Here is a 23945-nt window from a genome sequence, read left to right as displayed (position 1 = left end):
CAAGGAAGCCGGCAGCTTGCAGACCCTCATCGGCAGCGGCGACGAAAGGAGATCGCGGACATGTCGAAATTCGTGATGCCCATAACCACGGCGGTATTGCTGTTCCCGCTGATCGCGGCGCTCATCACCGCGCCGTTTCTCATCTACAAGTATCGCAAGGTGGGAAGCGTGCCGTGGCTTCACGCCGCGGCGGTGTACTCGTTCGTGTTCTACCTGATGTGCGCATATTTCCTGGTGCTGTTGCCGCTGCCGGCCGATCGCACGGCGGTGGTCCCGTACGCCCAGACGCCGCAGCTTATCCCCTTCCAATTCGTGCGCTCGTTTCTAGCCGAAACCACCGCACGCCTCGACGACCCGTCAACCTGGCTTGCCGCCATCTGCGACCCTTATCTGTACGAAGCGTTTTTCAATGTGCTGCTGCTGGTGCCGCTGGGCGCATACCTGCGCTACTACTTTCACCGGCCTTGGTGGCAGACGCTGATCATCGGCTTTTGCGTGACGCTGTCGTTCGAGACGACGCAGCTCACCGGCATCTGGGGCATCTACGAACACCCCTATAGGCTTTTCGACGTGGATGACCTGATGACGAACACGCTGGGATGTATGGTCGGGTTCTGGCTTGCCGGACCGGTTATGCGCGTGCTTCCCGATGTCCGCGTTGCCGCGCGGCAGGCCGCCGAGCGCGGAACGACCGCATCCGCCACGCGGCGCGCGCTGACGTTCGGGCTGGACCTTGCGCTTTCGCAAGCGCTTGCCGGGTGCGGCTATTTCGCCGTGCACGCCGTGAATGGAAGCCAGCTGCTTGCCGGCTTCGGCATCGAGCACGCCACGTTCTGGACCTGCGAATGCGCCGCCATCGCCGCGGTGTTCGCCATGTTCCCCCTGATCACGCGCGGGCAGACGCCCGCGCAAAAGCTGCTGCGCCTGCGCATCGTGCAACCCGATGCCGCATCCGCATCCGGCGGGCAGATGATCTGCCGCTACGCCACCTTGTTCGCCATCGTGCTGCTGCCCGCATGGGCGTTCGGGCTTGTCGCAGGCGTGGACGATATCCCTACCACCCCTGCCGAGCTGCGCGCGCTCGCATCGCTGTGCGTGCACGATAAGACCGCATTGACCTTTATATGGTGCGCCGGCGTTCTCGCATGGGCGGTCACGCTTGCCGTGCGCGCATGGCGGGCCTGGCGCGGGCGGGCGCCGTTTATCATGCTCAACGGCCTTATCAGCAATACCCGCATCATGACCGAAGATGGCATCAAACAGATTCGCGAACGCACGCACGTGCTCGATGTGGGCAAGGTTGCCGAATTGGAGCAGCGCATCGCGGCTGGCGGAACTTCGCTTGGCGCATTGATGGAGCGCGCCGGATGCGCCATAGCCGATCAAATGCGCTCTTGGGTTCCCGACCCAGCGCCGATCTTGATCTTAACGGGAAGCGGAAACAACGGCGGTGACGGCTGGGTATGCGGACGTGCGCTCGCGCAAGCCGGATGGCCCGTTGCGCTTGCATGTCCGCGACCGCCCGAGCAGCTTTCCGCCGAACCTGCGCGAACGGCTGCGCTCGAGGCGGTTACCGCCGCCGAAGCGCACAACTGGCCGCTTACCGTGCTGGTCGCGCCAACGCCTGAAGAGCTGTCCCGCGAACTCGATCGCGCTAGCGGCGTAGTCGACGCCATCCTTGGCACGGGCTTCTCCGGCACGCAGGTGCGCGAACCGTACGCCACCTGGATACAGCTTGCGAATCGTCGGCGCTTCCACGGCAAGCTCGCCCGCAAGCGGATAGGCAGCAGGCACCGCGCGCAGACCGGCAAGGGCACGCCGGCGCATGCGAAGGCGGCGGGCAAGGCGAAGGACGCGCCGTTCACCATAGCGGCAGACGTTCCCTCCGGCGTTTCGGCGCAAACCGGCGATGCCGCCCTACCCCGTATCTATGCCGATGAGACCGTCACCATGATCGTGTACAAGCCGGGCCTGCTTGCCCGCAAGGCAGCTCCTATGACCGGCGCCGTGCGGCTTGCTCCCCTTGTCAACGACGTCGAGCATTACCTTGATGCCATGAGGTGAACGGGCGAAGCCCGATGCGCGGCAAGCACGCGAAGCAAAGGGTAGCTACACCGATCATATGGCCGAAGCATGAAACTAGCCCCGCTGGTGGATAACGTCGACCGGTTCATCGATGCGCTCGCTTAGCACCTGCCCTTCTTCGCCTGCCGCGCGTCCTGAACGCTACTCCTCGCCGTGCATTTCCCGCAGGAACTTGGCCACGGGGCCGAACAGGTTGTCCTTTTCCGTAAGACGGAAATACTTCAAGGGCAGCTGCAGCTTGCGCTTGTCGGACAGATAGCGGCCGCCCGCACGACGCAAGGGGGTCATCTTGTCGCGCGGGATGTCGATAGGCTCGACTACCAGCTTGCCGGCCACCACCGATACCGTTTTGATGTGGTGCTCGTTGGCGAACGCCTTGATGCGCGCCTTCTCGAACAGGTTCTGCGCCTCCTGCGGCATATCGGGGCGCTTGCCCGCCAAGTCGTTGTAGATGTCCTCCACCGCGCCCACCGTTGCGGCGCTGGCGATCTTGCGATACCACAGCACGCGCTCATCGGCCTCGGGCACGTATTCCTCGGACAGGTACGTACGCCCCGGCAGGTTCACCGTGATATCGGATAGCGCCGGCGGCAGGCCCTCGGCGGCCTTCAGGTCGCCCTCCCGCGTGGCGTTGACGGCCGCGCCGAGCATCTGCGCGAACAGGTCGAAACCGACCGCCGACATGTTGCCGGACTGCTCGGCGCCCATCAGGCTGCCGGCGCCGCGGATCTCAAGGTCGCGCATGGCGATGCGCATGCCGCTGCCCAGATCGGTGTGCTCGTCCAGCGCCGTCAGGCGCGCCTGTGCCTCCTCGGTGAGGTTGACGTGTTCGGGGAACATGAAGAACGCGTACGCCTGGGTGGAACCGCGGCCCACGCGGCCTTTCAGCTGATACATCTGCGCCAGGCCCAAACGCTGCGAATCCTCGATGATGAGCGTGTTCGTGTGCGGGTTGTCGATGCCGGACTCGATGATGGTGGTTGCGACCAGCACATCGAGCTGCCCTGCGGAAAACTCCTCCATCACCTTCTCCAGCGCGTCCTTGTCCATTTGCCCGTGCGCCACGCCCACGCGCGCCTCGCCGGCTGCGGCCTGCACGCGGCGCACCGCCTCCTCGATGGACCTGACGCGGTTGGAGACGTAGTACACCTGCCCACCTCGGGCAAGCTCGCGCCTGATGGCGGCGCTGACCACGTCGGGGTCCCATTCGCCTACGTGCACCTCAACGGGGCGGCGATCGTCGGGCGGCGTGAGGATGAGGCTCATGTCGCGCACGCCCGACAACGACATCTGCATGGTGCGCGGGATGGGCGTTGCCGAAAGCGTGAGCACGTCGATGCTCTCGCGCAGATTCTTCATCTGCTCCTTGTGGCCCACGCCGAAGCGCTGCTCCTCGTCGATGATCACCAGGCCCAGGTCGTGGGGGTTCACATCGCGCGACAGCAGCCGGTGCGTGCCCACGAGCACATCCACGCTGCCATCCGCGAACCCCTTGAGCGCCGCGGCCTGCTGCTGGGGCGTGCGGAAACGGCTGAGCACCTCGACGGTCACGCCGAACGGGGCGAAGCGGTCCTTGAAGTTCGTGAAATGCTGCTGCGCCAAGATGGTGGTCGGGCACAGCACCATGACCTGTTTGCGATCTTGCGTTGCGGCGAAGGCGGCGCGCAGCGCCACCTCGGTTTTCCCGAAGCCGACGTCGCCGCATACCAGGCGGTCCATGGGCTTCGCGCTGCGCATGTCGGCCTTGACATCGGCGATGGCGGCCAGCTGGTCGGGCGTTTCCCTATAGGGGAACGCTTCCTCCATCTCGATTTGCGCCGGCGTGTCGGGACCGAAGACGTAGCCTTGCGCGCTGGCTCGGCGCGCGTACACGTCCACCAGGTCGAACGCCAGCTTTTTGGTGGCAGCGCTTGCCTTCTTCATGGCGCGCGACCAATCAGCCGTGTTCAGGCGGGTGCATCGCGGCGTGGAACCCTCGGGGCCGACATAGCGCGTGACACGGTCGAGCTGCTCGACCGGGACGAACAGCTTATCCCCCTCGGCGTATTCCAGCAGAAGATAGTCGCGCGCCGTGCCATCGATCTCGCGGCGCACCAGCTCTTTGAAGTGCGCGATGCCGTGCTGCGCGTGCACCACGTAATCGCCCGGCTTGTACGGGAACGTGATCTCGGTGATGTCGATATGGCGGCTAGGACGTGCGGTGGAGGCCCCTTGAGTGTCGGACACGCTGACCATGCCGAGCTTGGCCTTCGGGATGATCATGCCCAGGGGAATGTCCACGTCGACGACGTTGACCACCCCGCGGCGCAGGCGGCGCTTCTTCTGCCCGTCCAAATCATCGGGGTTTTCCTCGGCATCGAGCCATTCCTGGATGGGAAGGCCGTGATCGACGAAGGCGAGCATCATATCGGCGCGGCTTCGACGGTTCGGGGCGCTGAACACCACCGTGTAGCCGTCGTCGACGAGCGTGCGCAAACGACCGAACAGCTTATCGGGATGCCCCGCCGCCTCGACGCGTTTCACCGGCAGCTCCACGTCAACGTTGCCGCCCACGCGCATGATGGACACGTACGTTGCACGCTGGCACTCGCCGAAGCTGACCTGCGGAGCCGGGCAGAACAGGCCCTCAAGGGCGATGTTGGTGCCCTTGGCCTTCGCTTCCAGCTCTTCACTGGCATGCATCATGTCATCGAACAGGCTTCGCGGCTCGATAAGCACCGACAGCGCATCGCGACGCAGATAGGCGCCGAGCGTGATCGGCTTGTCGTAGAGGTACGGCAGCAGCACGTCGCTTCCCTCGAAGCGCAAACCGCCCTCGGCGTTCTCCAAATGCTCGGAAACGCTGCGCAACGCCGGATTCGAGCCGGCTTGGGCCGCAAGCTTCTTGCGCGCACGCGCCAAACCCGATTTGCTGCAGGAGAACTCCACGACGGGATAGATTTCCACGCTCTGCAGGCTGGAGATGGTCTGACCCGTGGAGGGCACGATGCGGCGAATCTCGTCAAGCTCATCGCCGAAGAAGTCGAGGCGAACGGGGAAGCTCAGGTTTCCCGGATACACGTCCACGGTACCGCCGCGCGTGCAAAAGGTGCCTGGGCCGTCAAGCTCGCCGGTATTGGAGAACCCGCGCGATTCCAACGCATGGATAAGGTCGTCGAAATCTTGGATGCCCGCCGCTTGCGCGCCCGGCATGTCTGCGAGCTCCGCGCCGCAGGCGAAGGTCAACGGCGCAGAGGCGTTGGCATTGACCGGCGGCAACGTGCGCAGCAACGCCCGCGCGCTTGCGACCACGACCACCTGCCGCCCGGTCTGCAGCGCATGCGCCGCCTGCATACGCCGGGCAACGGTGGCAAGATCTGCAGTCTTCTTATCGAATGGCAGGTCGGCGCGCTCAGGGAAGCGCAACACCTTGTCCTCGCCCAGATAGGCGGACAAGCTGCGAGCGAACGACACCGCCGCATCCTCGCCCGCCACCACCGCAAGCGTGGTCTGCGGCTTGTGCGAGAATCGCGCGGCGACCATGAACGGGCGCGCGCTGTTCGCGACGCCCAACGTGCCATCGTCGCCGGCATCGAGATTGGACCAGAACCCATCCAAACATTCCGAGCGCTCGAGCGCGAAGCGCAGAGAATCGATAAGCATACGTTGCATTCCCCCATCACCATCGGCCAGCCCCAATGGCACCATGCACACCCGGGCTTGCTTGCGCAGCTTTCCTTCGTGTAAGCCGCGCATGTTTTCAGGGTGAAAAGTGTATCACGCACCTTCGTGGCGACTCGACAAGCCGACAACAAGCAACACGCAAACAGCAACATTTGTTCGTGTATTTCACCGTACTACCGTTTCACGCAAGAAACGATGAGCCGTGGTGGGGCGATGTTGGAAACGTTCAGACGCAGCGCGCAGCACCTGAGCAAGCGATTCTCGATAACAGGCGAACTGCTTGCCATTTTATTGATTTACCTGGTCTTGTTCGGGTATTCCTATGTGCTCATATTGTTATTCGGCCTTCTATATATGTCCAGATAACATAACGATTTTTCTGCCGAAAAGCCGTGTACAACATCTTTCGATATACTGCTGTTTGGATTTAACCGAGAACCGGAAGGATCGCCCATGCCGCGCGAGTTGATGAAGGATAAAAGGGAACGCGCGATAGCCATCGCCCAAAGAATGGACGAGCACTTTCCAGCCGCAGAGTGCGCGCTGCATTATTGGGGCGACCCTTTCAAATTGACTATAGCGGTGTTGCTGTCGGCGCAAACCACCGACAAAGGCGTGAACAAGGTTACGCCTGCATTATGGGAACGCTATCCAACGCCGGAAGCTCTAGCTCATGCTGACGTGAACGAAGTCGAGGAGATTATCCGCACCATCGGATTTCACCATGCGAAAGCCGCGAACTGCATCAAATGCGCTCGAATGGTGATCAGCGATTTCGGAGGCGAAATCCCGCAAGATATGGCGTTGATTCAGAAGCTGCCCGGGGTTGGACGCAAAACCGCCAACGTGGTGCTCAATGAAGCTTTCGGCATCGTCGAGGGCATCGCAGTGGATACCCACGTGTTCCGTATCGCGCACCAGCTGAAGCTTGTGGGACCCTCCGCAGATACGCCTCAGAAGACCGAAGATGCCCTGCTAAAACTCTACCCGAAACAATATTGGGGGCCCATCAATCACCAGTGGGTACTGTTCGGCCGTCAAACGTGCATCGCACGCCGGCCGAAATGCGAAGAGTGCTTTCTTTCCGATCTCTGCCCTTCCGCCGGAAAAAATAATGCCCTGCAGCAATGCGGCTCATAAGGTGGTCGTAACAAATTTCGAGGGTAAAGCTAAAATGGCTCTCGCTTCAACAGGAAGCGGGAGCCATGCTCTATAAGCGGTGCACAACAGCACGCGCAAGCAATCCTTAAAACCCTGCCGCAATACTACGTACGGCTGCACCCGATTGAAATTCGCCGACAAAAGCCAAAAGACCAAGAAGTAAGGCCTACCCCAACTGGCTCTGCGAGCCGCACGGAACGCCGGCGTCGCTTTTCACGCCTAGCAGAGGGTCGGACAGCTTTTCCTTAAACAGCTTCATGAACACCTTCATTGCAAGCCCATTGCCGAATGCGGCCACAATGGTGCCTTCGCGAATACCCACGATCCCACCCAGACAGGTCAGCGAGATGGCGAACGTGGCGATAACGCACAAAGGGTCCCAAATGAGCTTCGCCGTGGAGTTCTTCAACCCAAACCGGTAACTTATGCCCTGCATAACGCCCTCGCTAGGCAGCGCGATGATATCGGGCGGCAGGTAGTATACATACCCAAAACCCATGATGACCAGGCTTAGCGCCAGATAACACAACTGCGCACCATAGCACGTTGGATCAGGGGCGAATGAGAACAGGTAGTTGGCGAAATCGACAACGATGCCGAACGCCATGGAAACCGGAACCTGCAGCAAGTTCTTCGGCTCGAACGCGCGGCCTTTCAAAAGAATCTGCAGCACCACGAACGACGTGTAAAAGATAGCGGTCCAGGTGCCCATCGACCACCCGTTCGCAAGACCAGCCACATATGCCATTGAGGAAGCCGGTGAGATTCCAAGCTCTGATTTCACCGAACAGGCGATAGCAAGCGCAACGAGGAACAGGCCGATGCAGTACGATATCCACCTACGCGCAAGAAAAGATACGCCATTACGGCTCAAACGTGTCATGAACGAGAACACCTTTCGGTTCACCCGGTAAGCTCAGGAGCCCACCGTTTGCAGAAGCGGCATTATTCTACGTTCATGGCTACCAAATTGCGCCACCCAAATAGGGTCGATTGGGCAGTATACGGCTCTTTTTTCACCAAACGAAAAGTCACGCGATTGAAACGAGGGGAGACCTCCCGAAACCAAGCCGCTCTAATCCGCTTATAGCGAACAGTTTCACATGGTAAATCAATCCGATACGCCCTTAGCAGAAAGCGGGCAGCCAAGTCGTGTCAATTCGCCGACCACAACATCCACTAAAAGCGGCAACGCATCGTGGACGGGCCTGGTGAGCCCTTCGGTCGCTTCAGCCGGAGAAGCGTTTTCCACCTGCATTCCCAAGCAAAGCCCTTCAGCCTGATATCCCAATAACGCTGCGGAATCGAAGAGGTCGATCAGCTTCAAATCATGAAGGCTCGCCGTGATGCCCACATGACGTGCCATCGCATCGGGCGCATAGCGCAACACCGTGCCTGCAGGCTGACCGGAATCATCCACAGCATCCACGGTCATGATCACGTCGAATTCGCGCACGCGGTCGATCATAGCAAGCGACAAGCACCCCAGATCGTAAATCTCAACGTTGTCCGGGATATCGTACGAAGCCACAAGCTCATCGAAGACGGCAGGCCCGATGCCATCGTCGAGCATCAATCGATTGCCCACGCAAAACACCGCTACTCGCCGCGGACGCAATTCCTTGGGAACGGCCACATTGCTGGCAACATATTCCCGCAAACCCCAATTTTCTTGCACATCAGCCATGTTCTACCCCTCCACACCCGGACGAATCATCAGGTTGTACCAAGTGGCGAATCCAAGCATCGCAAGGCCGACGAGCACGCAAACCACCGCCCAAATACGCTCACGCCGCACGTAGGTATCCTTGGAAACGCCGCGAGCGACTGCCCGATGAGCCGCAAAAGGCTGGCTTAAGCGCGAGAACAAAAACGTGACTGCAACCAATACTGCCCCGATAACGGCAGCAAAAGCGATCGCAAGCGGCGTACGTTCCGAATATGCAGCATAAAACAAATTGTCGGCAACCAACCATAAAGGATAGAACAGGATAGTGGCCCAAAAACCGTGAGCCGGTCCCCAAACGGGCGGCAGGAACAGCGCGCCGATGTTCCAACGCGGGATACCTTCAAGGAACTTCTCTTCACAAGCAATCTGCTCATCGGTCAACTCAGCCATGAATAACCAATCTATCAGGGGATATAAACAAAATCAGGTTCTGCATAATTGTAATCTCATAGCAGTGGATCACAGTCGCTAAGGCAAAATCGCCTATAGGATTCCATGCCCGACAACTTGCCCCAACACAAAAGAAGACCCGGCCACCGAAGTGGTCGGGTCTTCAAATCACATGCATCCCTGCACAGCGTGAAAACTAGTGCTGCTTGCCGTGACCTAAATCATCCTCGCCGATGATGTTGTGGATGTCAGGATCGTACACCAGGCCGCCATGCTCCTTATGGAAGAACATGAGCAGCGTAGGAGCGATACCCTCCACGTTGGCCAGGTAGATGTGGATGAACATGAAGCAGATGAACACGAACATCATGAAGTAGTGGATGATGCGCATGCTCATGATGCCGCCCACCAAAGACGTGCCCGCTGCGAAGAACGGGATCTCGGAGCTGGGAACCCACAGAGCCAGGCCCGTGTAGAACATCAGGATGATGAGCACGGGAATGAACAGGTAGCTGATCTTCTGCGGAACGCCCAGCTTAGCGGACAGCGGGTGGTCCTTCTTGAAGAACAGGTAGTACTTGATCCACTGCGGACCCTGATGCAGGTTGTCCTTCTGCGGAAGCCACGTCTTGTAGTCGGTAACCTGCTTGCGGGTACCGCCGGTCGGCGAGGACTTCACGATGAAGGCCATGATCAAACGGCAGATGCAGTTGATGAACAGCACAAAGCCGAAGAACACGTGCAGACCACGGGCCATGGACTCAAAACCCCAGAAGAAGGGGTAGTGAATATAAAAGCCGGTGAAAATCAGCAGAACCATGGCAACAAGGTTGATCCAGTGCGTGATCACGAACGGCAACGGATGCGCCTCGCGGTAATGTGCCAAATGCGCCATGTTACTTCACCCCCCAAGGGCTCGTGACGGTTTCGAAACGCTTGCCCGTGGCAGGCTCGGAGATGTGGACCGAGCAGGCCGTGCAGGGGTCGAAGGAGTGCACCGTGCGCAGCGCGTTGATGGGCTTCTCGATGTCGCCCACCGGCACGCCGATCAGAGCCTCCTCGAGCGGACCATGCTGGCCCTTCTCGTTCTTCGGAGCCAGGTTCCACGTGGACGGGATGATGATCTGGTAACCCTGGATCTTGCCGTCCTTGACCGACTCGCTGTGGTAAAGAGCGCCACGCGGGGCCTCCCAGAAACCGGAGCCGTCGCCGGTGGTGGTCTCAGGAGCGCGGAAGTACTCGGAATCGCCGGACTTCACGGCCTCGATCAGCTCGTCGACCCACTCCTTCATGAGCGTGGCGATGTAGAGCGTCTCGATCTGACGGATGGCGGTACGGCCAAGCGTGGACTGGGCCACGGACAGGTCGCCCTCATGGCCGAGCGCCTTCAAGAACGCATCCACGTGCTCCTTGACGAAGGGCACGTTGCGTTTGTAGGCGGCCAGGATACGGGACAGGCTGGTGGCCTCCATGGAGTTGCCGTTGTAGGACGGGCACTTCACCCAGGTATAGCGGTCGTTCACGTTGTAGTCGGTGTACTCCGGCTCGGTGGTGAAGTTCGGCGCCTGGTAGGTTTCGGAACCCTTGTACCAGGAACGGCCGACCCACTCGGCGATGGCCTTCTCGTCGGGCTCGGAGAGGTTGAGGTTCTCGTCGAGCACGCCGGAGGGCAGGTAGCGATTGGACATCTTGAAGTCCTCGCGCTCGAAGACGCCCCAAGCGATGTAGCGACCCGGGCCCTTGCCGTACTCGAAAGCATCGGCGTAGTACGGAGCGATAGCCAGCACGTCGGGGATCATGGTAGCCTCGACCCAGTTGTACAGCTCGTCGACCAGCAGCTTCAGGTCGTCAAGCTTCTGGTCGGTGGGCACGAATGCCGTGCCGCCCGGACGAAGCGTCATGACGTGGGGCATCTTGCCGCCCAGCAGGGCGCTGATCTGGGAAGCCTTGGCCTGCATGCCCAAAGCCTCCAGGTAGTGAGCGGTGCAGATGAGGTCGAGCTCGGGCGGCAGCTTGAAGCCGGTGCCGTCCTCGGCGTCGAACCAGTTGCCGCTGAAGATGGACAGCTGACCGTTCTCGGCGAACTGGGACAGGTGCTCCTTCAGGGCAACGAAATCGCTGTTCATGGAAGTGCCGGCAGCACGAGCCAGGTCCATGGCGTCGGCGGGGTTGGCCTTCAGGGCGTTCAGCGGATTGACGTAGTCAAGGCCGGCCAGGTTGTAGAACCACAGGATGTGGCTGTGCAGGAACTGGGCGCCCTCCAGGATGTTGCGGATGATGCGGGCGTTGTTGGAGATGGTGATGCCGTAAGCCTTCTCAGCCGCGATGGAGCTGGCATGGGCGTGCGACACGGGGCAAACGCCGCAGATGCGCTGCACGATCTGGGCAGCGTCCTCGGGCGTGCGGTTCTCAACGACCAGCTCGATGCCGCGGAAGCAGCCACCGGATACCCAGGCGTCGGATACCTTGCCGTTCTCGACTTCCATCTCAACGCGCAGATGGCCCTCGATACGGGTTACGGGATCGATTACGGAACGCGTCATGGCTTACCTCCCTTCCTTGGTTGCATTGGGGTCGTCGTGACCGGTGTCTTCCTTGTACATCTTCTGGCGCTCGGGCTCGGACACCTCATAGGTGCCCACGGACTTCTCGGGGTGCTTGGCATCCCAGGCGCGCTTCTTCTCGAAGTCCGCGCCGCCGTCCATACGGCCGGTGGCCTTCATGCCGAAGCCATGCACCACGAGCGCTGCGGCAAGGATGCCGGTAACGCCCACGGCGATGGTGGTGGGCTGCACGTCCCAGTCGCCGATGTGCAGGTTGCGATGACGCTTCAGGAACGGGGTGTTGACCTCGACCCAGTTCTGGCCCGGGTCGTTGGGGTTGGCCTCGCAGCAGCCGATGCACGGGGCGCCGGCCTGGACGCACCAGCTGCGACGGTCGTTCCACATGACCACGCCGCAGTTGGACTTGGTCTGAGGACCGCGGCAACCGAGCGGGTACAGGCAGTAGCCCTTCTTCTCCTCTTCGGAACCGAATTCGTAGACGAACTCGCCGTTCTCGAAGTGGCCGCGACGCTCGCAGTTGTCATGGATGGTCTGGTTGAAGATGCCGGCCGGCTTGCCCTCGGAGTTGAGGTCCAGATCGGCGGGCTTGAGCTTCATGAGCACGACGTCGACGAGCACGCTGGTGAGCCACTCGGGGTTGGCCGGGCAGCCGGGGACGTTGACGACGGGCACGTTGATGCCGGCCTTCTTGAGGTACTGCTGCACGCCCATGGCGTCGGTGACGTTGGGCTTAGCGCCCATCCAACCGCCGTTGACGGCGCAGGAACCCAGCGCCACCACGGCGTTGGCGTTCTTTGCGGCTTCGATCAGGTGCTCGGTGCCGGGCTTGCCGGCCACGCGCAGAGCGTTGCCGCCCCACTTCTCCTGAATGGCGCCTTCGTAGATGAGGATGTAGTCGCCGGCCTCGATGGTCTGCTCCTTGGCCTCCTCCATGGAGTAGCCCGCTGCAGCGGACAGCGTCTCGGAGTAGTTCAGGGAGATCATGTCCAACACCACCTCTGCGGCGTTGGGCGTCTGAGCCTGAGCGAACGACTCGGTGCAGCCGGTGCAGGATGCGCCTTCGACCCAGATGACCGGGTAGAGGTTACCCTTCGTGGCGCCGATGACGGACGTCTCGAGAGCCTGGGCGACCTGCGGGACCGTCAACTGGGACAGCCCGGCGGCAGCGGCCACGGTGCCGCACAACTTCATGAAGTCGCGACGGGTGACCCCCCTGGCCTCAAGCATGTTCGCGAACGCGGACATTGCGGCCTCTCCTTCCATACGCACACCTCCTTACAGGTGTATCTCGTCTGGCCTGTTTCCAGACCCTTTTGCATATGGAGCGAAGATACGCGATGACGCGCGGCCCGAGGGCGGACATACCGACGGTCGGGCTTGCGGCCTTGATGGCGCCGCACGCAACGCGACGGAAGGCACGGGGCTTGCAGAACCCGGGCCTTCCGTCGTGAAACGCGCACGCGCGCCTTCGCCGATTGGGGATGAAATCGCAGACTTCCATCCCCAGTCGTCTCCACTCCTGTTGGTTATGTTATCACTCGCGCATTTTTATACAGAACCGTTATCATATCTTCGCAAGATAAATGAATAAATCTGCATGAAGGAGCTTCGCATGACCGCTGAACCCCCATCCGCGTTCGCTTACCTGGGCCCCGCCGGAACCTATCACGACGAGGCGGCGCGCGCATTCGCCAAACGTTTGGGCATAGACGACCCGCAGCTGATCGAATGCCCCTCGCTGTCCGAGGTATTCGACTGCGTGGACCGAGGGAAATGCGAGTACGGCGTGGTTGCCACGGAAAACGCGCTCGAGGGGCCCGTCACCGCCACGCTCGACAACTTCGCGTTCCGTTCAAGCGCCACCATCTTAGGCGAGCATGTGCTCGACATCCATCATTGCCTGATCATGCACCCCGAGGCCACCCTGGACGACGTGAAAACGGTGGCAAGCCACCCGCAGGGCCTGGCGCAGTGCCGCCGCTACCTTAACGACAACCTGCACGGCATCCCCACCGTGACCGTGGCATCCACCGCCGACAGCGCGCGGCGCGCAGCGTCCGACAAGTCCGTCGCCGGCATCGGCAACGCCTTCGCCGCACAGCTCTACGGCGCGCGAGTGGCCGAGACGGGCATCGAGGACCACTTCGGCAACCAAACGTCGTTTGCGCTGATCGGCCGCCAGGGCCATGTCCCGGTGCTGACGGGCAGCAAGTTCAAGACGTCGCTGGCGCTGTTCTTGCAGACCGACCGCCCCGGCGCGCTGCTCATGATCTTGTCCGAGTTCGCCTACGCCGGCATCAACCTGGTCAAGATCCAAAGCCGTCCCACCAAGCAGGCGCTCGGCGACTACATGTTCTTCGTGGACATCGAAGGCTCCACGCAGGACCTTGAGGTGCAAACCGCGCTGAACTGCCTGCGCCTGAAGCTGCGCGAGGTGAAGGTGCTCGGCAGCTACCCCGTGGAATAGCGCCCCGGAAGCGCTGCGCAAGCGAAGGCGAAACCTTGCGCGCACCTATATATATGGTGAAGACGAAAGCGGCTGCTCCGATGAGCGGCCGCTTCGCCGTTTAGAAGGCGACGACCCCGAGATGCTCGAGCAGGATTTTCACGCCGATGAGGATGAGCACCACTCCGCCCGCGATGGTTGCGGGCTTTTCGAAGCGCGCGCCGAAGAAATGGCCGACGGCTACGCCCACGAAGCTGAGAACGAAGGTGGTCACGCCGATGATGGTCACGCTCGGCACGATGGCCACCTGCAGAAACGCGAAGGTGATGCCCACGGCAAGCGCATCGATGCTTGTTGCGATGGCCAGCATAAGCAGCTCCTTGAGGTCGAGCTTGGCGTCTTTCGCTTCCCCGCCTTGCTCGTCGTCCTCATGGAACGCATCCCAGAGCATCTTGCCGCCCACGAACGCCAGCAGCGCGAACGCGATCCAGTGGTCGATGGGCGTGATAAGCTCGGCAAGCTGGCTTCCCAAAGCCCATCCGATAAGCGGCATCAAGGCCTGGAACCCGCCGAAAAACAGCGCGATGACCGCCGCCTGCCTCATGTTCAGGCGGCTCATGCCAAGGCCCTTGCAAATGGAAACGGCGAAGGCGTCCATGGAAAGCCCCACGCCGATCAAGAACAACTCAACAAACCCCATGATGATCCTCTCGTCTTGAACCTAACCCCCCCATCGGACACTTGGTGCTACGTCCCCGAACCGTCCGAATCGTGACAGTTCGGGGACAGTTCGGGGACGTAGGACTAAGTGTCCGGAATTTGCAAACCGCTATTGCTTATGCGAACAAGCGGCCATCTTCCCGACGGAAGAACCCTTCCCGCTCAAGGTCGGCGCAGATGCCGGCGAACAGCTGCGGGTCGAGCGTATCGCGCCCCGCCGCCTGCTCCTCGGCATCCAAAAGCGCCGCCGCCCGCTCGACGGCGATGCCGGGGCAAGCCAGCACGATGCGCACCAGACACGCGCGCTTCTGCCGGCGCGATCCTTCGAACGCCGACTGGCGCGTGTAATGCGCGCTTCGCCGCGAGGCGTTGCCCACCTGCGATTTCAAATCCGCCCCCACGTCCAGCAGCGCGTAATACCACTGGCGAACCTGCCCGGCTTCGGGGCAGCACGCCGCCACCAGCGGTTCAAGCTGCTTGTCGGTCACCGCCTCGCAATCGGGGAACAGCGTGTGGATGAACACCGTGCGCACGTTCGTCTCGATGTAGATGGCGGGAAGGTTGCGGGCGAAGGCGGTGACGCCGGCCGCCGTTGCCGGCCCGATGCCCGGCAGCTCCTGAAGCTGCTCCACCGTTTCGGGCAGCCGCCCGCCAAAGCGCTGCGAGCATTCCTCGGCCGCGCGCTTGAGCGCCAGGGCACGACGGTTGTAGCCGAGCCCCTGCCACTCGGCCAGCACGTCGGCGGATGCGGCTGCCGCCAGCGCATCGGGAGAAGGGAACATCCCCATCCAGCGCTCCCAACGCCCCAGTACGCGTTTGACCTGCGTTTGCTGGAGCATGACCTCGCTCACGAGCACGCCGTAGGCATCGTCGATGCCGCGCCACGGCAGGTCACGGTACAACCGCCGCCCCTCGGAGAGCACGAAGCGACAGAACTCGTCCTGAGACATAGCGGCGCCCGCGGGCCAAACCGCGGACGCCGCCAGATCGGCTATGCTTTTGCGCACCACGTCTACGACTGCGCTTCCTTGATGGCAGGCTGAGCGCCGCATCCACCGCACGCATCAACCGGGCACGACATGCGCGCCGACGGAGGCGCCGAATCGATGGCCTTCCTGATGACGGGATGCCGCCCGCCCTGCTCCATGAGCTCCTTGAGCGTGATGGAGTCGAAGTAGCTGTTCAGCAGGCTGTCCGCGCCCATCCACAGCTTGTTGTACGAGCACCCCCCGCGACGCTTGCAATATTCGGCGTCGACCGCGCACAGCGAGACGCTGACGGGCCCCTGCACCGCCTCGAGCACCTCGAGCAGGGTGATCTGCGCCGGGTCGCAGTCAAGCGCAAGACCGCCGCGCGCACCGCGCACCGTCTTGATAAGCCCGCCTTTCACCAGGTCGTGCTGGATGCTGCGCGCAAACGCATACGGGATGTCCTCCTGCTCGGAGATGTCTGCGACCGACACGTAGGAGTCGCCGCTTTCGTAGGCTGCCTCCAAGATGCGAAGCGCGTAATCGCAGCGCCGCGTGATATCCATTACTGCCCGTCCCCCTTCAACAGGTCGTCCAAGTGGTCGAGCTCCCTCCTGAAATCATCGACCACCGCTTGCTCGAGCGCCTTGTATTCCGGCGAGTCGAGCGGCTGGTATGCAGCCAGCTTATCGAACAGGTTGTCCGTAGTTACCGGGATGTAGCGCCGCTTGGTGAGGCTGTCCTTATACGCTTCCTCGATGGCCTCGCGTGCCGCCATATGCATATCGAAACGCGGCATACCCTGCGAGAACCTGACCAGTTGATCGCGGTCGACGCCGCGCACGGACGGGTGCTCGCGAGCGATCTCCATCCAAATGTCGGCGCGCTCCTTCTCGGTGGGATAGTCGATATCCACCGCCGAGACCGGCCCCAGCAGGTCGAAGAAATACGGGTCCACGTCGTTGCCGAGCGCCGAGGTGCACAGCACGAACACGTCCGGATCGTCGGCCGAGGAGCGGATGAGGTTGACCGCCTCGCGCGCGCCGCGCGACAGCGCGGACATGATCATCCCACCGATATCCTCAGGCTGGTCGAACGCCGGAGCCGCCCACAGGTCGATATCCTCGATGACGAGCACCGCCGGCTCCTCGAAGGCATTGCGCGCCTGATTGAGCTTGGGCTGGCGGTCGGCCTGCGCCATGACGCACAGCACGGGCATGCCCTGCATGTTCTCCTCCATGCGCATACGCAGCACCGGAAGCCCCAGCTCGCCGCACGTGGCCATCATGAACTGGTTGGCATCCTCGCGCGCTGGGCTGCGGATGAGCAGCGCGTCGCACGCAGGCATGCGATCAAGCCCATGGCGCACGTTGAGCTGGCGCACCAGCTGCTGGAACTCAGGGTCTTTCTGCATGCCGAGGCCAAGCGCGCGCACCGAGCGCACCGCTTCGTCGAAGCCTACGAGCTCTTTATAGGTAAGGTGCTCGATAGGGGCGAGCATGGGCTGCGCCGGAACCGCGGCGGGGGCGGGCTTGCCCGCAGATGCCTGCGGCTTTTCGGAAGGCGCCGGGCCGGCGGCAACGGACTGCTCGCCCGCTGCATCCACGCCGGGTTCGGCAGGCGAGGCATTCCCAGTCGCACCGCCTTCGGGCTTGTCGGCGCCGCCGGGCGCACCCGGTGCCGTAAGGTGCTCCACGCGCAGCACGCGCGGCACGCCCTCGCCCATCATGTCCTGCGAGATCATGTCGGTCATGCCCTCGAGCTCGTCGCGCGAAAGCCCGAACTCCTCGAGCTTGGCAAGCGCCAGCTCCTGCAGCTGGTCTGCGCAGGCGGCCACCTCGTCGCTGGAAAGGTAAGGCTCCATGCGCTCGAACACGTATTCGGCGATGCTGCGCTCCTTCAAGGTGCACGCCAGGCGCCATGCGCGCTTCAGACCCGCGATGGCGGCCTCGGAGGGCACGGCACCCTCGGCGGCCTGGCCACGCTCGAACGCTGCCAGGTACAGATGCAGCGCCAGCATAAGATTTCCCTGCTCAGCAGCCTGTTCAGCGCTGTTCAGATATCCGGAAACGGAGCTGGACGGCTCATCGCTTCGGCTGGGCATATCGTTCACGTCGTTATCCAACATAAACCCAACCTCCTTCAAGTGTCAAAATAGCTATGGTTCGGTATCATTTTACCGGAAGCGGCCGCATTGCGGCCGCAAGCCAAGAAATCGAAACAAACCCGTCACCCAGAAGCTATGGGCGCTTATCGCCCATGGGCAACGGACGCACCTGCCCCAAGGGCCGCCGACGGCCCCATGCAAGCTGGTTGCGGGCGTTTACCACTCAAGCACCTGGTAGCCGCGTTCGCGGGCGGTACGCCCGAGCGGGCGGTCGGGGCATACGGCGAACCCCTGCTTGGCTCCGGCAAGCAGGGCGCGATCGGAGTGATGGTCGCCATACGCCGCCACCAGCTCCCAGCCGCCTTCGCCCCATTTCGCGTTGGCGAAGCGACGCAGCTCGATCATCTTCCGGTCGCCCTCCACCGGCACGCCATCCACCTCGCAGGCGTACGTGCCGTCGTAGTTAACCTTCATACGCGTGGAGATCTGGTAATCGAAGGGCAGGTCGCGCATGGCGCGCTCGATGATGGGCTCGAAGGTGGCCGAAACGCACACCACCGAAACGCCCTGCTCATGCCATGCGTCCATGGCCTGCCTGGCCTGCTCGCGCACATGCGGGGCCACGCATTCGTCATAGAAATCATGCAGGAAGGCATCCACTTCGGCCTTGGGCTTGCCGGCGAAGGCGCGGAACACCAGCCCTCGCACCCACGCCTCGTTCTGCGGCAGGCGCAGCTTGTACGCCGCGGCCCACAGCCCGATGCGCAGCAGCACCGTAGGGTTGAGCATGCGCAGCTTCGCAAGATGCATCACCAGCATGACGGGCGAGTTGCCGTCAAGCGAGGTGCCATCGAAGTCGAACGCGGCAAGCCGCACCGGGCCATCCCCGGTACGGCTTGCCGTTTTCCTTGCCTCTGATTGTGCGGTCATGTGCGCGCTTTCGTCCCAAGCCGACTCGAGCCGCGCACCCCTCCGCACGCTACTCTTGTTCGACACCATCATCCTCAAACTGAGAATTATACAGTTCAGCATACGCGCCGCCAAGGGAAAGAAGCTCATCATGCGTGCCCTGCTCGACGATGTCACCATGCTGTAACACACAGATGAGATCGGCGTTTTTGATGGTTGACAGCCTGTGCGCGATCACAAACGACGTGCTTCCGGCCATCAGGTTGTCCATGGCCCTTTGGATGCGCTCCTCGGTTCGCGTGTCCACGCTTGAGGTGGCCTCGTCCAGGATGAGCATGCGCCTGTCGGCCAAGATGGCACGTGCGATGGTGAGCAGCTGCCGCTGACCTGCGCTGATGTTGCTGGCATCCTCGTTGATCACCGTATCGTAGCCGTGCGGCAAGGTGGTGATGAAATGGTGCACGTACGCCGCGCGCGCCGCAGCCTCCACCTCGGCGTCGGTGGCATCGAGCTTGCCGTAGGCGATGTTGTCGCGCACCGTGCCGTTGAACAGCCACGTATCCTGCAGCACCATGCCGAACTGGTTGCGCACGTCGGTGCGCGAGAACTCGCGGATGTCGGTGCCGCCTAGGCGGATGGCGCCCGAGTCCACATCATAGAAGCGCATGAGCAGCTTGACCATGGTGGTCTTGCCCGCGCCGGTGGGGCCTACAAGCGCCACAGTCTGACCCTGGCGAACCTTCGCGGAGAAGTCGCCGATGACGGGCTTGTCGAGGCTGTAGCCGAAGCGCACATGGTCGAACTCCACGTCGCAATCCACGTCGGCGGCACTAGCCGTAGGCTTCTCCGGCTCAAGCTCAGGCTCCTCCAAGAAGGCGAAGATGCGCTCGGCTGCCGCGGCCATCTGCTGCAGCACGTTGCCCACCTGCGACAGCTGCGTGATGGGCTGCGTGAAGTTCTTCACATACTGGATGAACGCCTGGATGTCGCCGACGGTGATGACGCCCTGCACGGCAAGCACGCTACCGGCCAACGCCACGCCCACGTAGCCCAGGTTGCCCACGAAGTTCATGATGGGCTGCATCAAACCCGACAGGAACTGTGATTTCCAAGCGCTTTCGTAGAGTTTCTCGTTGGTCTTACCGAACGTTTCCGCCACCGCCTGCTCGCGATTGAACGCGCGCACGATGGCGTGGCCGGAAAACGTCTCCTCCACCTGCCCGTTGATGGCGCCAAGCATGGCCTGCTGCGCCCTGAAGTGCTTCTGCGAGGCCTTCACCACAGTGAAGATGAGCACCAACGACACCGGCAGGATGAGCACGGTGATGCCCGTGAGCAGCGGGTTGATGGTCAGCATCATGATCACCACGCCCACGATGGTGGTGGCCGAGGTGATAAGCTGCGTCACGCCCTGGTTCAGGCTTTGCCCGAGCGTGTCCACGTCGTTGGTGATGCGCGAGAGCGTGTCGCCGGTGGAGTTGCGCTCGAAGTACCCCACGGGCATGCGGTCGATCTTCTCCGCGATGGCGCGGCGCAACCCATAGCAGGTGCGCTGAGACACGCTCGTCATCATCCAGCCCTGCACGAAGCTGCACGCCGCGCTGACCAGGTACAGCACCAGCGTCACCGCGATGATGCCGGCGATGGCGTCGAAGTCAATGCCGCCGGTGCCGCCCACCTTCGCCACCAGGCCCTCGAACAGCTCCGTGGTAGCCTGCGAAAGCACCTTCGGGCCCACGATGTTAAACGCCGCCGAGCCGATGGCGAAGATGATGGCAAGTACGAGCGCCGCCTTGAACTGGCCCATGAAACGCACGAGCTTGCCGATGGAGCCCTTGAAGTCCTTGGCCTTCTCACCGGGCATCATGCGCGCGGCCGGCCCATGCGGACGGCGGCGCTGCGTGACCTTCTTCAGATCCTCGTTGTTCGCGCTCATCTCGCATCACCTCCCTTCAGCTCTTCTTCCGATAGCTGCGACATGGCTATCTCGCGATACTCTTGGCAGCTTCCCATGAGCTGCTCATGCGTGCCCCGCCCCACGACGCGGCCCTCGTCGAGCACCACGATCTGGTCGGCGTTGAGCACCGTGGAGATGCGCTGCGCCACGATGACCATGGTCTTGCCGCCCAAACGGGTGGATAGCTCATGGCGGAGCGCGGCGTCGGTCTTGTAGTCAAGGGCGCTGAAGCTGTCATCAAACAGGTATGCGCGTGCATCGGTGGCAAGCGCGCGGGCGATGGCCAGGCGCTGGCGCTGACCGCCCGAGACGTTCGTGCCGCCCTGGGAAATAGGCGTTGCCAGCCCCTCGGGGCGCTCGGCGATGAACTCGCTCGCCTGCGCCACATCGGCGGCCTCGCGGATGCGGTCCTCGTCGGCGCCGTCGACGCCGTAGCCCACGTTCGAGGCAATGGTGCCGCTGAACAAAAACGCCGCTTGGGGCACATAACCCAGCTGCGAGCGCAGGGCGTGCTGGCTGACATCGCGCACGTCCACGCCATCGACGGTGATGCGGCCCGACGTTACGTCGTGGAAGCGTTCCGCCAGCTTGAGCACCGTGGACTTGCCGCTGCCCGTCGAGCCGATGATGGCCGTGGTCTTGCCCGGCTCGCACGTGAAGCTGACGTCCTCGAGCACGCACTCGGCGCCATCGGAGTACCTGAAACTCACGTTCTCGAAGGCGATGCGCGCGCCCGGCAGCCCATTGGCGCCGAGCAGCGCGTCCTTGGCCTTGCCGGGCTTGGGGTCGACGATGGAGGGCTTGCAAGCAAGCACCTCGTCGATGCGTTGAGCGGCCACATCGGCGCGCGGCAGCATGATCGACAGCATGCCGATCATAAGGAAGCCCATGATGATGACCATGGAGTAGGTGATGAACGCGATCAGGTCGCCGGTCTGCAGGTTGCCCGCATCGATGGCATGGCCGCCGAACCAGATGATACCCACCGACACCAGGTTCATGATGAGCATCATGAGCGGCATCATGAAGGTCATCACGCGGTTGGTGAACAGCTGCGTCTTCATCAGGCGCGTGTTCGCCTCATCGAAGCGCGCCTCCTCGTGCTGCTCGCGGCCGAACGCGCGGATGACCGGCAAGCCCGTGAGCAGCTCGCGCGACACCAGGTTCACCCGGTCGATGAGCTTCTGCATGATCTTGAACTTCGGCATGGCCACCTTCATGAGCACGGCCATGACCACCGCGATGGCCGCGACCGCCGCGATGATGATCCAGCCCATGGACAGGTCGGTGCGCGCGATCATGATGATGCCGCCGATGGCCAGGATGGGCGCGTAGAGCACCATGCGCAGCAGCATGACGGTGACCATCTGCACCAGCTGCACGTCGTTGGTGCCGCGCGTGATCAGCGACGCGGCGCTGAAGGACTGGATCTCGGCATCGGAGAAGCCGACCACCTGGTTGAACAGGCGCTCGCGTAGGCTGCGGCCCACCTTGGCCGCGGTGCGCGAGGCCAAAAAGCCCACCATGACGGCGATGACCATGCCGAGCGCGGCAAGGCCGAGCATCTTCGCGCCGGTTGCCACCAGGTAATCCATTTGCATGGCGTCAAGGTCGTAGCCCAACTGCTCGTATTCGGCGCGGGCGGCGGCCAAGCCTTGCTGCGCAATCAGGGTATCGGCCATATCGCCCATGGACTCGCGCGCCCGATCGAGCATGGTCTGGATGTCGTCTTTGCCGATCATGCCCTGGTCGTAGGCGGCTTTGACCTGGTCAAGGTCAAGCTCGGCGATTTGATCGGCGTAGCAGGTCACCGTCATGGGCAAGGCCATGGCGCTATCGAGCGCCGCGCGGTCGCGCTTGCCGGATTCCGTCAGCGCATACGTGCCGTCCTCGTTTTGGGCGTAGGCGTCGGCGAACATCTGCTCATCGGAGTCGGGCAGCATCATGGCCACCAGATCATGGGTGCGCTCGGTGAGCTGCTCGGCGGCAACGTCCTGAACGCCCTGCTGCTGGATGCCCGTATCGACGATGTCGGAGGTGTAGTTGGGCAGCGCCAGGTCGCATGCCGCCTGCACGCACAGCAGCACCACGATCAGCAGCACCACCAGCTTGTGCTGGGCCAGGTTCTTGATTATGCGCACGGCACGCCCCCTTCCGCGGAAACGGCTTGCAAAGATGCACCGGCAGCGGAAGCGGGGCCGTTCACAGCCGCGTCGCCCGCGGCAGCGTTGGCGGCATCTGCGTCGGAAGCGGGGTTTGCATCAACGTCCCCTGCCGGGCTGCCGGCTTGCGCACACCCATCCTGCTGCTCCTGCGCCGCCTTGCAAGCGGGGAAATCGGCCAGACGCTCCACGATTCGGACAAGGTGCTCGGCGTCTTCGGGGCCGAGGTAGGTGAGCACCTTGTCGATCATCTGCTCGTGCAGCTCGCGACCGCGTGCACTGAACGCACGACCTTCCTCGGTGAGGCGCACCGTGACGGCACGGCTGTCCCCTTTATCGCGCTGACGCGTGATAAGGCCCTTCTCCTCAAGCGATTTCAGGGTTTGCGAAACGGCGCTCGGAGTTGCATGCCCACACTTGGCGATGTCGCCGGATCGGACGCTCCTTCCCTCCCCTTCCAAGCGGGAAACCGCCATGATTGCGTACATCTCCGCAGGCGTGACGCCCTTAGGCGCCGCCGGCTCTTGACGCTGTTTGCGCATGCGCGCCGCAGCATTGAACAAACGGCGACGCAATCCAGCCGCAGTATCGTCCACGCGAATCTCCTTTCGACACTGTATTGTTTAGTTGCTTAATATTTAGCTCCTAAACCATAGCACGAACCAAGGAGTTACGATCGAGGTATCGAAAGTATGTCGGAAAGTCCTTATACCGCATCCGCCAGGCCGCAGAAGGCGCAGGCGTGGAGAGCGGAGAGGGAAAGCGGCGAAGCGGGCGTTCTGTTCATGGAACGAAGGCAAGCAACCCACCCGTCGCCTAACGAATCATCGCCCCCCGATGATGCTCAACGGCAAAGGCGAACCTAACCCGGGAATACGAAAAAGGGGCTGTATCAAAAGTGATTTTGGTACGGCCCCTTTCTTGTGCCCAAGATCCCGAGGCCGCGCCGGCCGTCGCGAAGCGATAAGAAGAAAAAAAGGGGGGCCGCCCTACGCCGTGGCCCCCGCCGCCTTCCTCGACTCTGCGAGGAAGAGCTTCCGTATGTTGTGGCCGGTGGCGACCAGCCTCCACTCGAGCGTCACCT

18 protein-coding genes are annotated in these 23945 nt (G+C 62.3%); 3 read left to right on the top strand and 15 right to left on the bottom strand.

Annotated elements, in window-relative coordinates; translation table 11 throughout:
• Positions 1-60 precede the first annotated feature (60 nt).
• Complete coding sequence (locus Q0D52_RS04515; RefSeq protein ID WP_294380465.1) at positions 61-2064, top strand: NAD(P)H-hydrate epimerase; 2004 nt, start codon at positions 61-63, stop codon at positions 2062-2064.
• A gap of 162 nt (positions 2065-2226) precedes the next feature.
• On the opposite strand, the gene mfd is transcribed toward Q0D52_RS04515, so the two are convergent.
• Complete coding sequence (mfd, locus tag Q0D52_RS04510; protein ID WP_294380463.1) at positions 2227-5727, bottom strand: transcription-repair coupling factor; 3501 nt, start codon at positions 5725-5727, stop codon at positions 2227-2229.
• A 474-nt stretch (positions 5728-6201) separates the two neighbouring features.
• Between mfd and nth the strand changes: the two genes are divergently transcribed.
• Positions 6202-6888, top strand: coding sequence for an endonuclease III (gene nth, locus Q0D52_RS04505; RefSeq protein WP_294380462.1), 687 nt, complete (start codon positions 6202-6204; stop codon positions 6886-6888).
• A 187-nt stretch (positions 6889-7075) separates the two neighbouring features.
• Here nth and Q0D52_RS04500 read toward each other — a convergent pair whose 3' ends face one another.
• From Q0D52_RS04500 to Q0D52_RS04475, 6 genes are all read right to left on the bottom strand, one after another.
• On the bottom strand, positions 7076-7792 hold the full coding sequence (locus Q0D52_RS04500) for a DUF6198 family protein (RefSeq protein WP_294380461.1): 717 nt from the start codon (positions 7790-7792) through the stop codon (positions 7076-7078).
• Between the two features lie 228 nt (positions 7793-8020).
• Entirely contained in the window at positions 8021-8596 is a 576-nt protein-coding gene (locus Q0D52_RS04495; protein WP_294380458.1) for a hydrogenase maturation protease, read from the bottom strand.
• Positions 8597-8599: 3 nt separating this feature from the next.
• A complete protein-coding gene (locus Q0D52_RS04490; RefSeq protein WP_294380456.1) occupies positions 8600-9028 on the bottom strand; it encodes a hypothetical protein in 429 nt (142 codons plus the stop codon).
• Positions 9029-9224: 196 nt separating this feature from the next.
• Entirely contained in the window at positions 9225-9923 is a 699-nt protein-coding gene (locus Q0D52_RS04485) for a cytochrome b/b6 domain-containing protein (protein ID WP_294380455.1), read from the bottom strand.
• Position 9924: 1 nt separating this feature from the next.
• Positions 9925-11571, bottom strand: a complete 1647-nt coding sequence (locus Q0D52_RS04480; RefSeq protein ID WP_294380453.1) for a nickel-dependent hydrogenase large subunit — start codon at positions 11569-11571, stop codon at positions 9925-9927.
• A 3-nt stretch (positions 11572-11574) separates the two neighbouring features.
• On the bottom strand, positions 11575-12855 hold the full coding sequence (locus tag Q0D52_RS04475; RefSeq protein ID WP_294380451.1) for a hydrogenase small subunit: 1281 nt from the start codon (positions 12853-12855) through the stop codon (positions 11575-11577).
• Between the two features lie 349 nt (positions 12856-13204).
• On the opposite strand from Q0D52_RS04475, the gene pheA reads away from it, so the two are divergent.
• Entirely contained in the window at positions 13205-14059 is an 855-nt protein-coding gene (gene pheA / locus Q0D52_RS04470; RefSeq protein WP_294162571.1) for a prephenate dehydratase, read from the top strand.
• Between the two features lie 100 nt (positions 14060-14159).
• Here the strand turns inward: pheA and Q0D52_RS04465 are convergent, their stop codons facing one another.
• The 8 genes from Q0D52_RS04465 to Q0D52_RS04430 all read right to left on the bottom strand — a co-directional run bounded on the left by Q0D52_RS04465 (position 14160) and on the right by Q0D52_RS04430 (position 23457).
• Positions 14160-14738 (bottom strand): manganese efflux pump MntP family protein, encoded by a 579-nt coding sequence (locus Q0D52_RS04465; protein ID WP_294362150.1) that lies wholly within the window; start codon positions 14736-14738, stop codon positions 14160-14162.
• Between the two features lie 136 nt (positions 14739-14874).
• Positions 14875-15768, bottom strand: a complete 894-nt coding sequence (locus Q0D52_RS04460; protein ID WP_366930326.1) for an adenine glycosylase — start codon at positions 15766-15768, stop codon at positions 14875-14877.
• Between the two features lie 2 nt (positions 15769-15770).
• Positions 15771-16292, bottom strand: a complete 522-nt coding sequence (locus tag Q0D52_RS04455; protein WP_294362149.1) for an Rrf2 family transcriptional regulator — start codon at positions 16290-16292, stop codon at positions 15771-15773.
• Positions 16292-17854: a hypothetical protein gene (locus tag Q0D52_RS04450; protein WP_294380449.1), complete on the bottom strand. Its 1563-nt coding sequence runs from the start codon at positions 17852-17854 to the stop codon at positions 16292-16294. The genes Q0D52_RS04455 and Q0D52_RS04450 overlap by 1 nt, the downstream gene beginning before the upstream one ends.
• A gap of 195 nt (positions 17855-18049) precedes the next feature.
• Positions 18050-18763: an HAD-IB family hydrolase gene (locus Q0D52_RS04445; RefSeq protein ID WP_294380447.1), complete on the bottom strand. Its 714-nt coding sequence runs from the start codon at positions 18761-18763 to the stop codon at positions 18050-18052.
• Positions 18764-18812: 49 nt separating this feature from the next.
• Complete coding sequence (locus Q0D52_RS04440; RefSeq protein WP_294380444.1) at positions 18813-20678, bottom strand: ABC transporter ATP-binding protein; 1866 nt, start codon at positions 20676-20678, stop codon at positions 18813-18815.
• On the bottom strand, positions 20675-22840 hold the full coding sequence (locus tag Q0D52_RS04435) for an ABC transporter ATP-binding protein (RefSeq protein WP_294380442.1): 2166 nt from the start codon (positions 22838-22840) through the stop codon (positions 20675-20677). The genes Q0D52_RS04440 and Q0D52_RS04435 overlap by 4 nt, the downstream gene beginning before the upstream one ends.
• A complete protein-coding gene (locus Q0D52_RS04430; RefSeq protein WP_294380440.1) occupies positions 22831-23457 on the bottom strand; it encodes a MarR family winged helix-turn-helix transcriptional regulator in 627 nt (208 codons plus the stop codon). The genes Q0D52_RS04435 and Q0D52_RS04430 overlap by 10 nt, the downstream gene beginning before the upstream one ends.
• Between the last annotated feature and the right edge of the window lie 488 nt (positions 23458-23945).

Origin of the sequence: uncultured Senegalimassilia sp., assembly GCF_934630535.1 — a bacterium.
In the GTDB taxonomy this organism is placed as follows: domain Bacteria; phylum Actinomycetota; class Coriobacteriia; order Coriobacteriales; family Eggerthellaceae; genus Senegalimassilia.
This window is presented reverse-complemented; position numbering and strand designations above follow the sequence as displayed.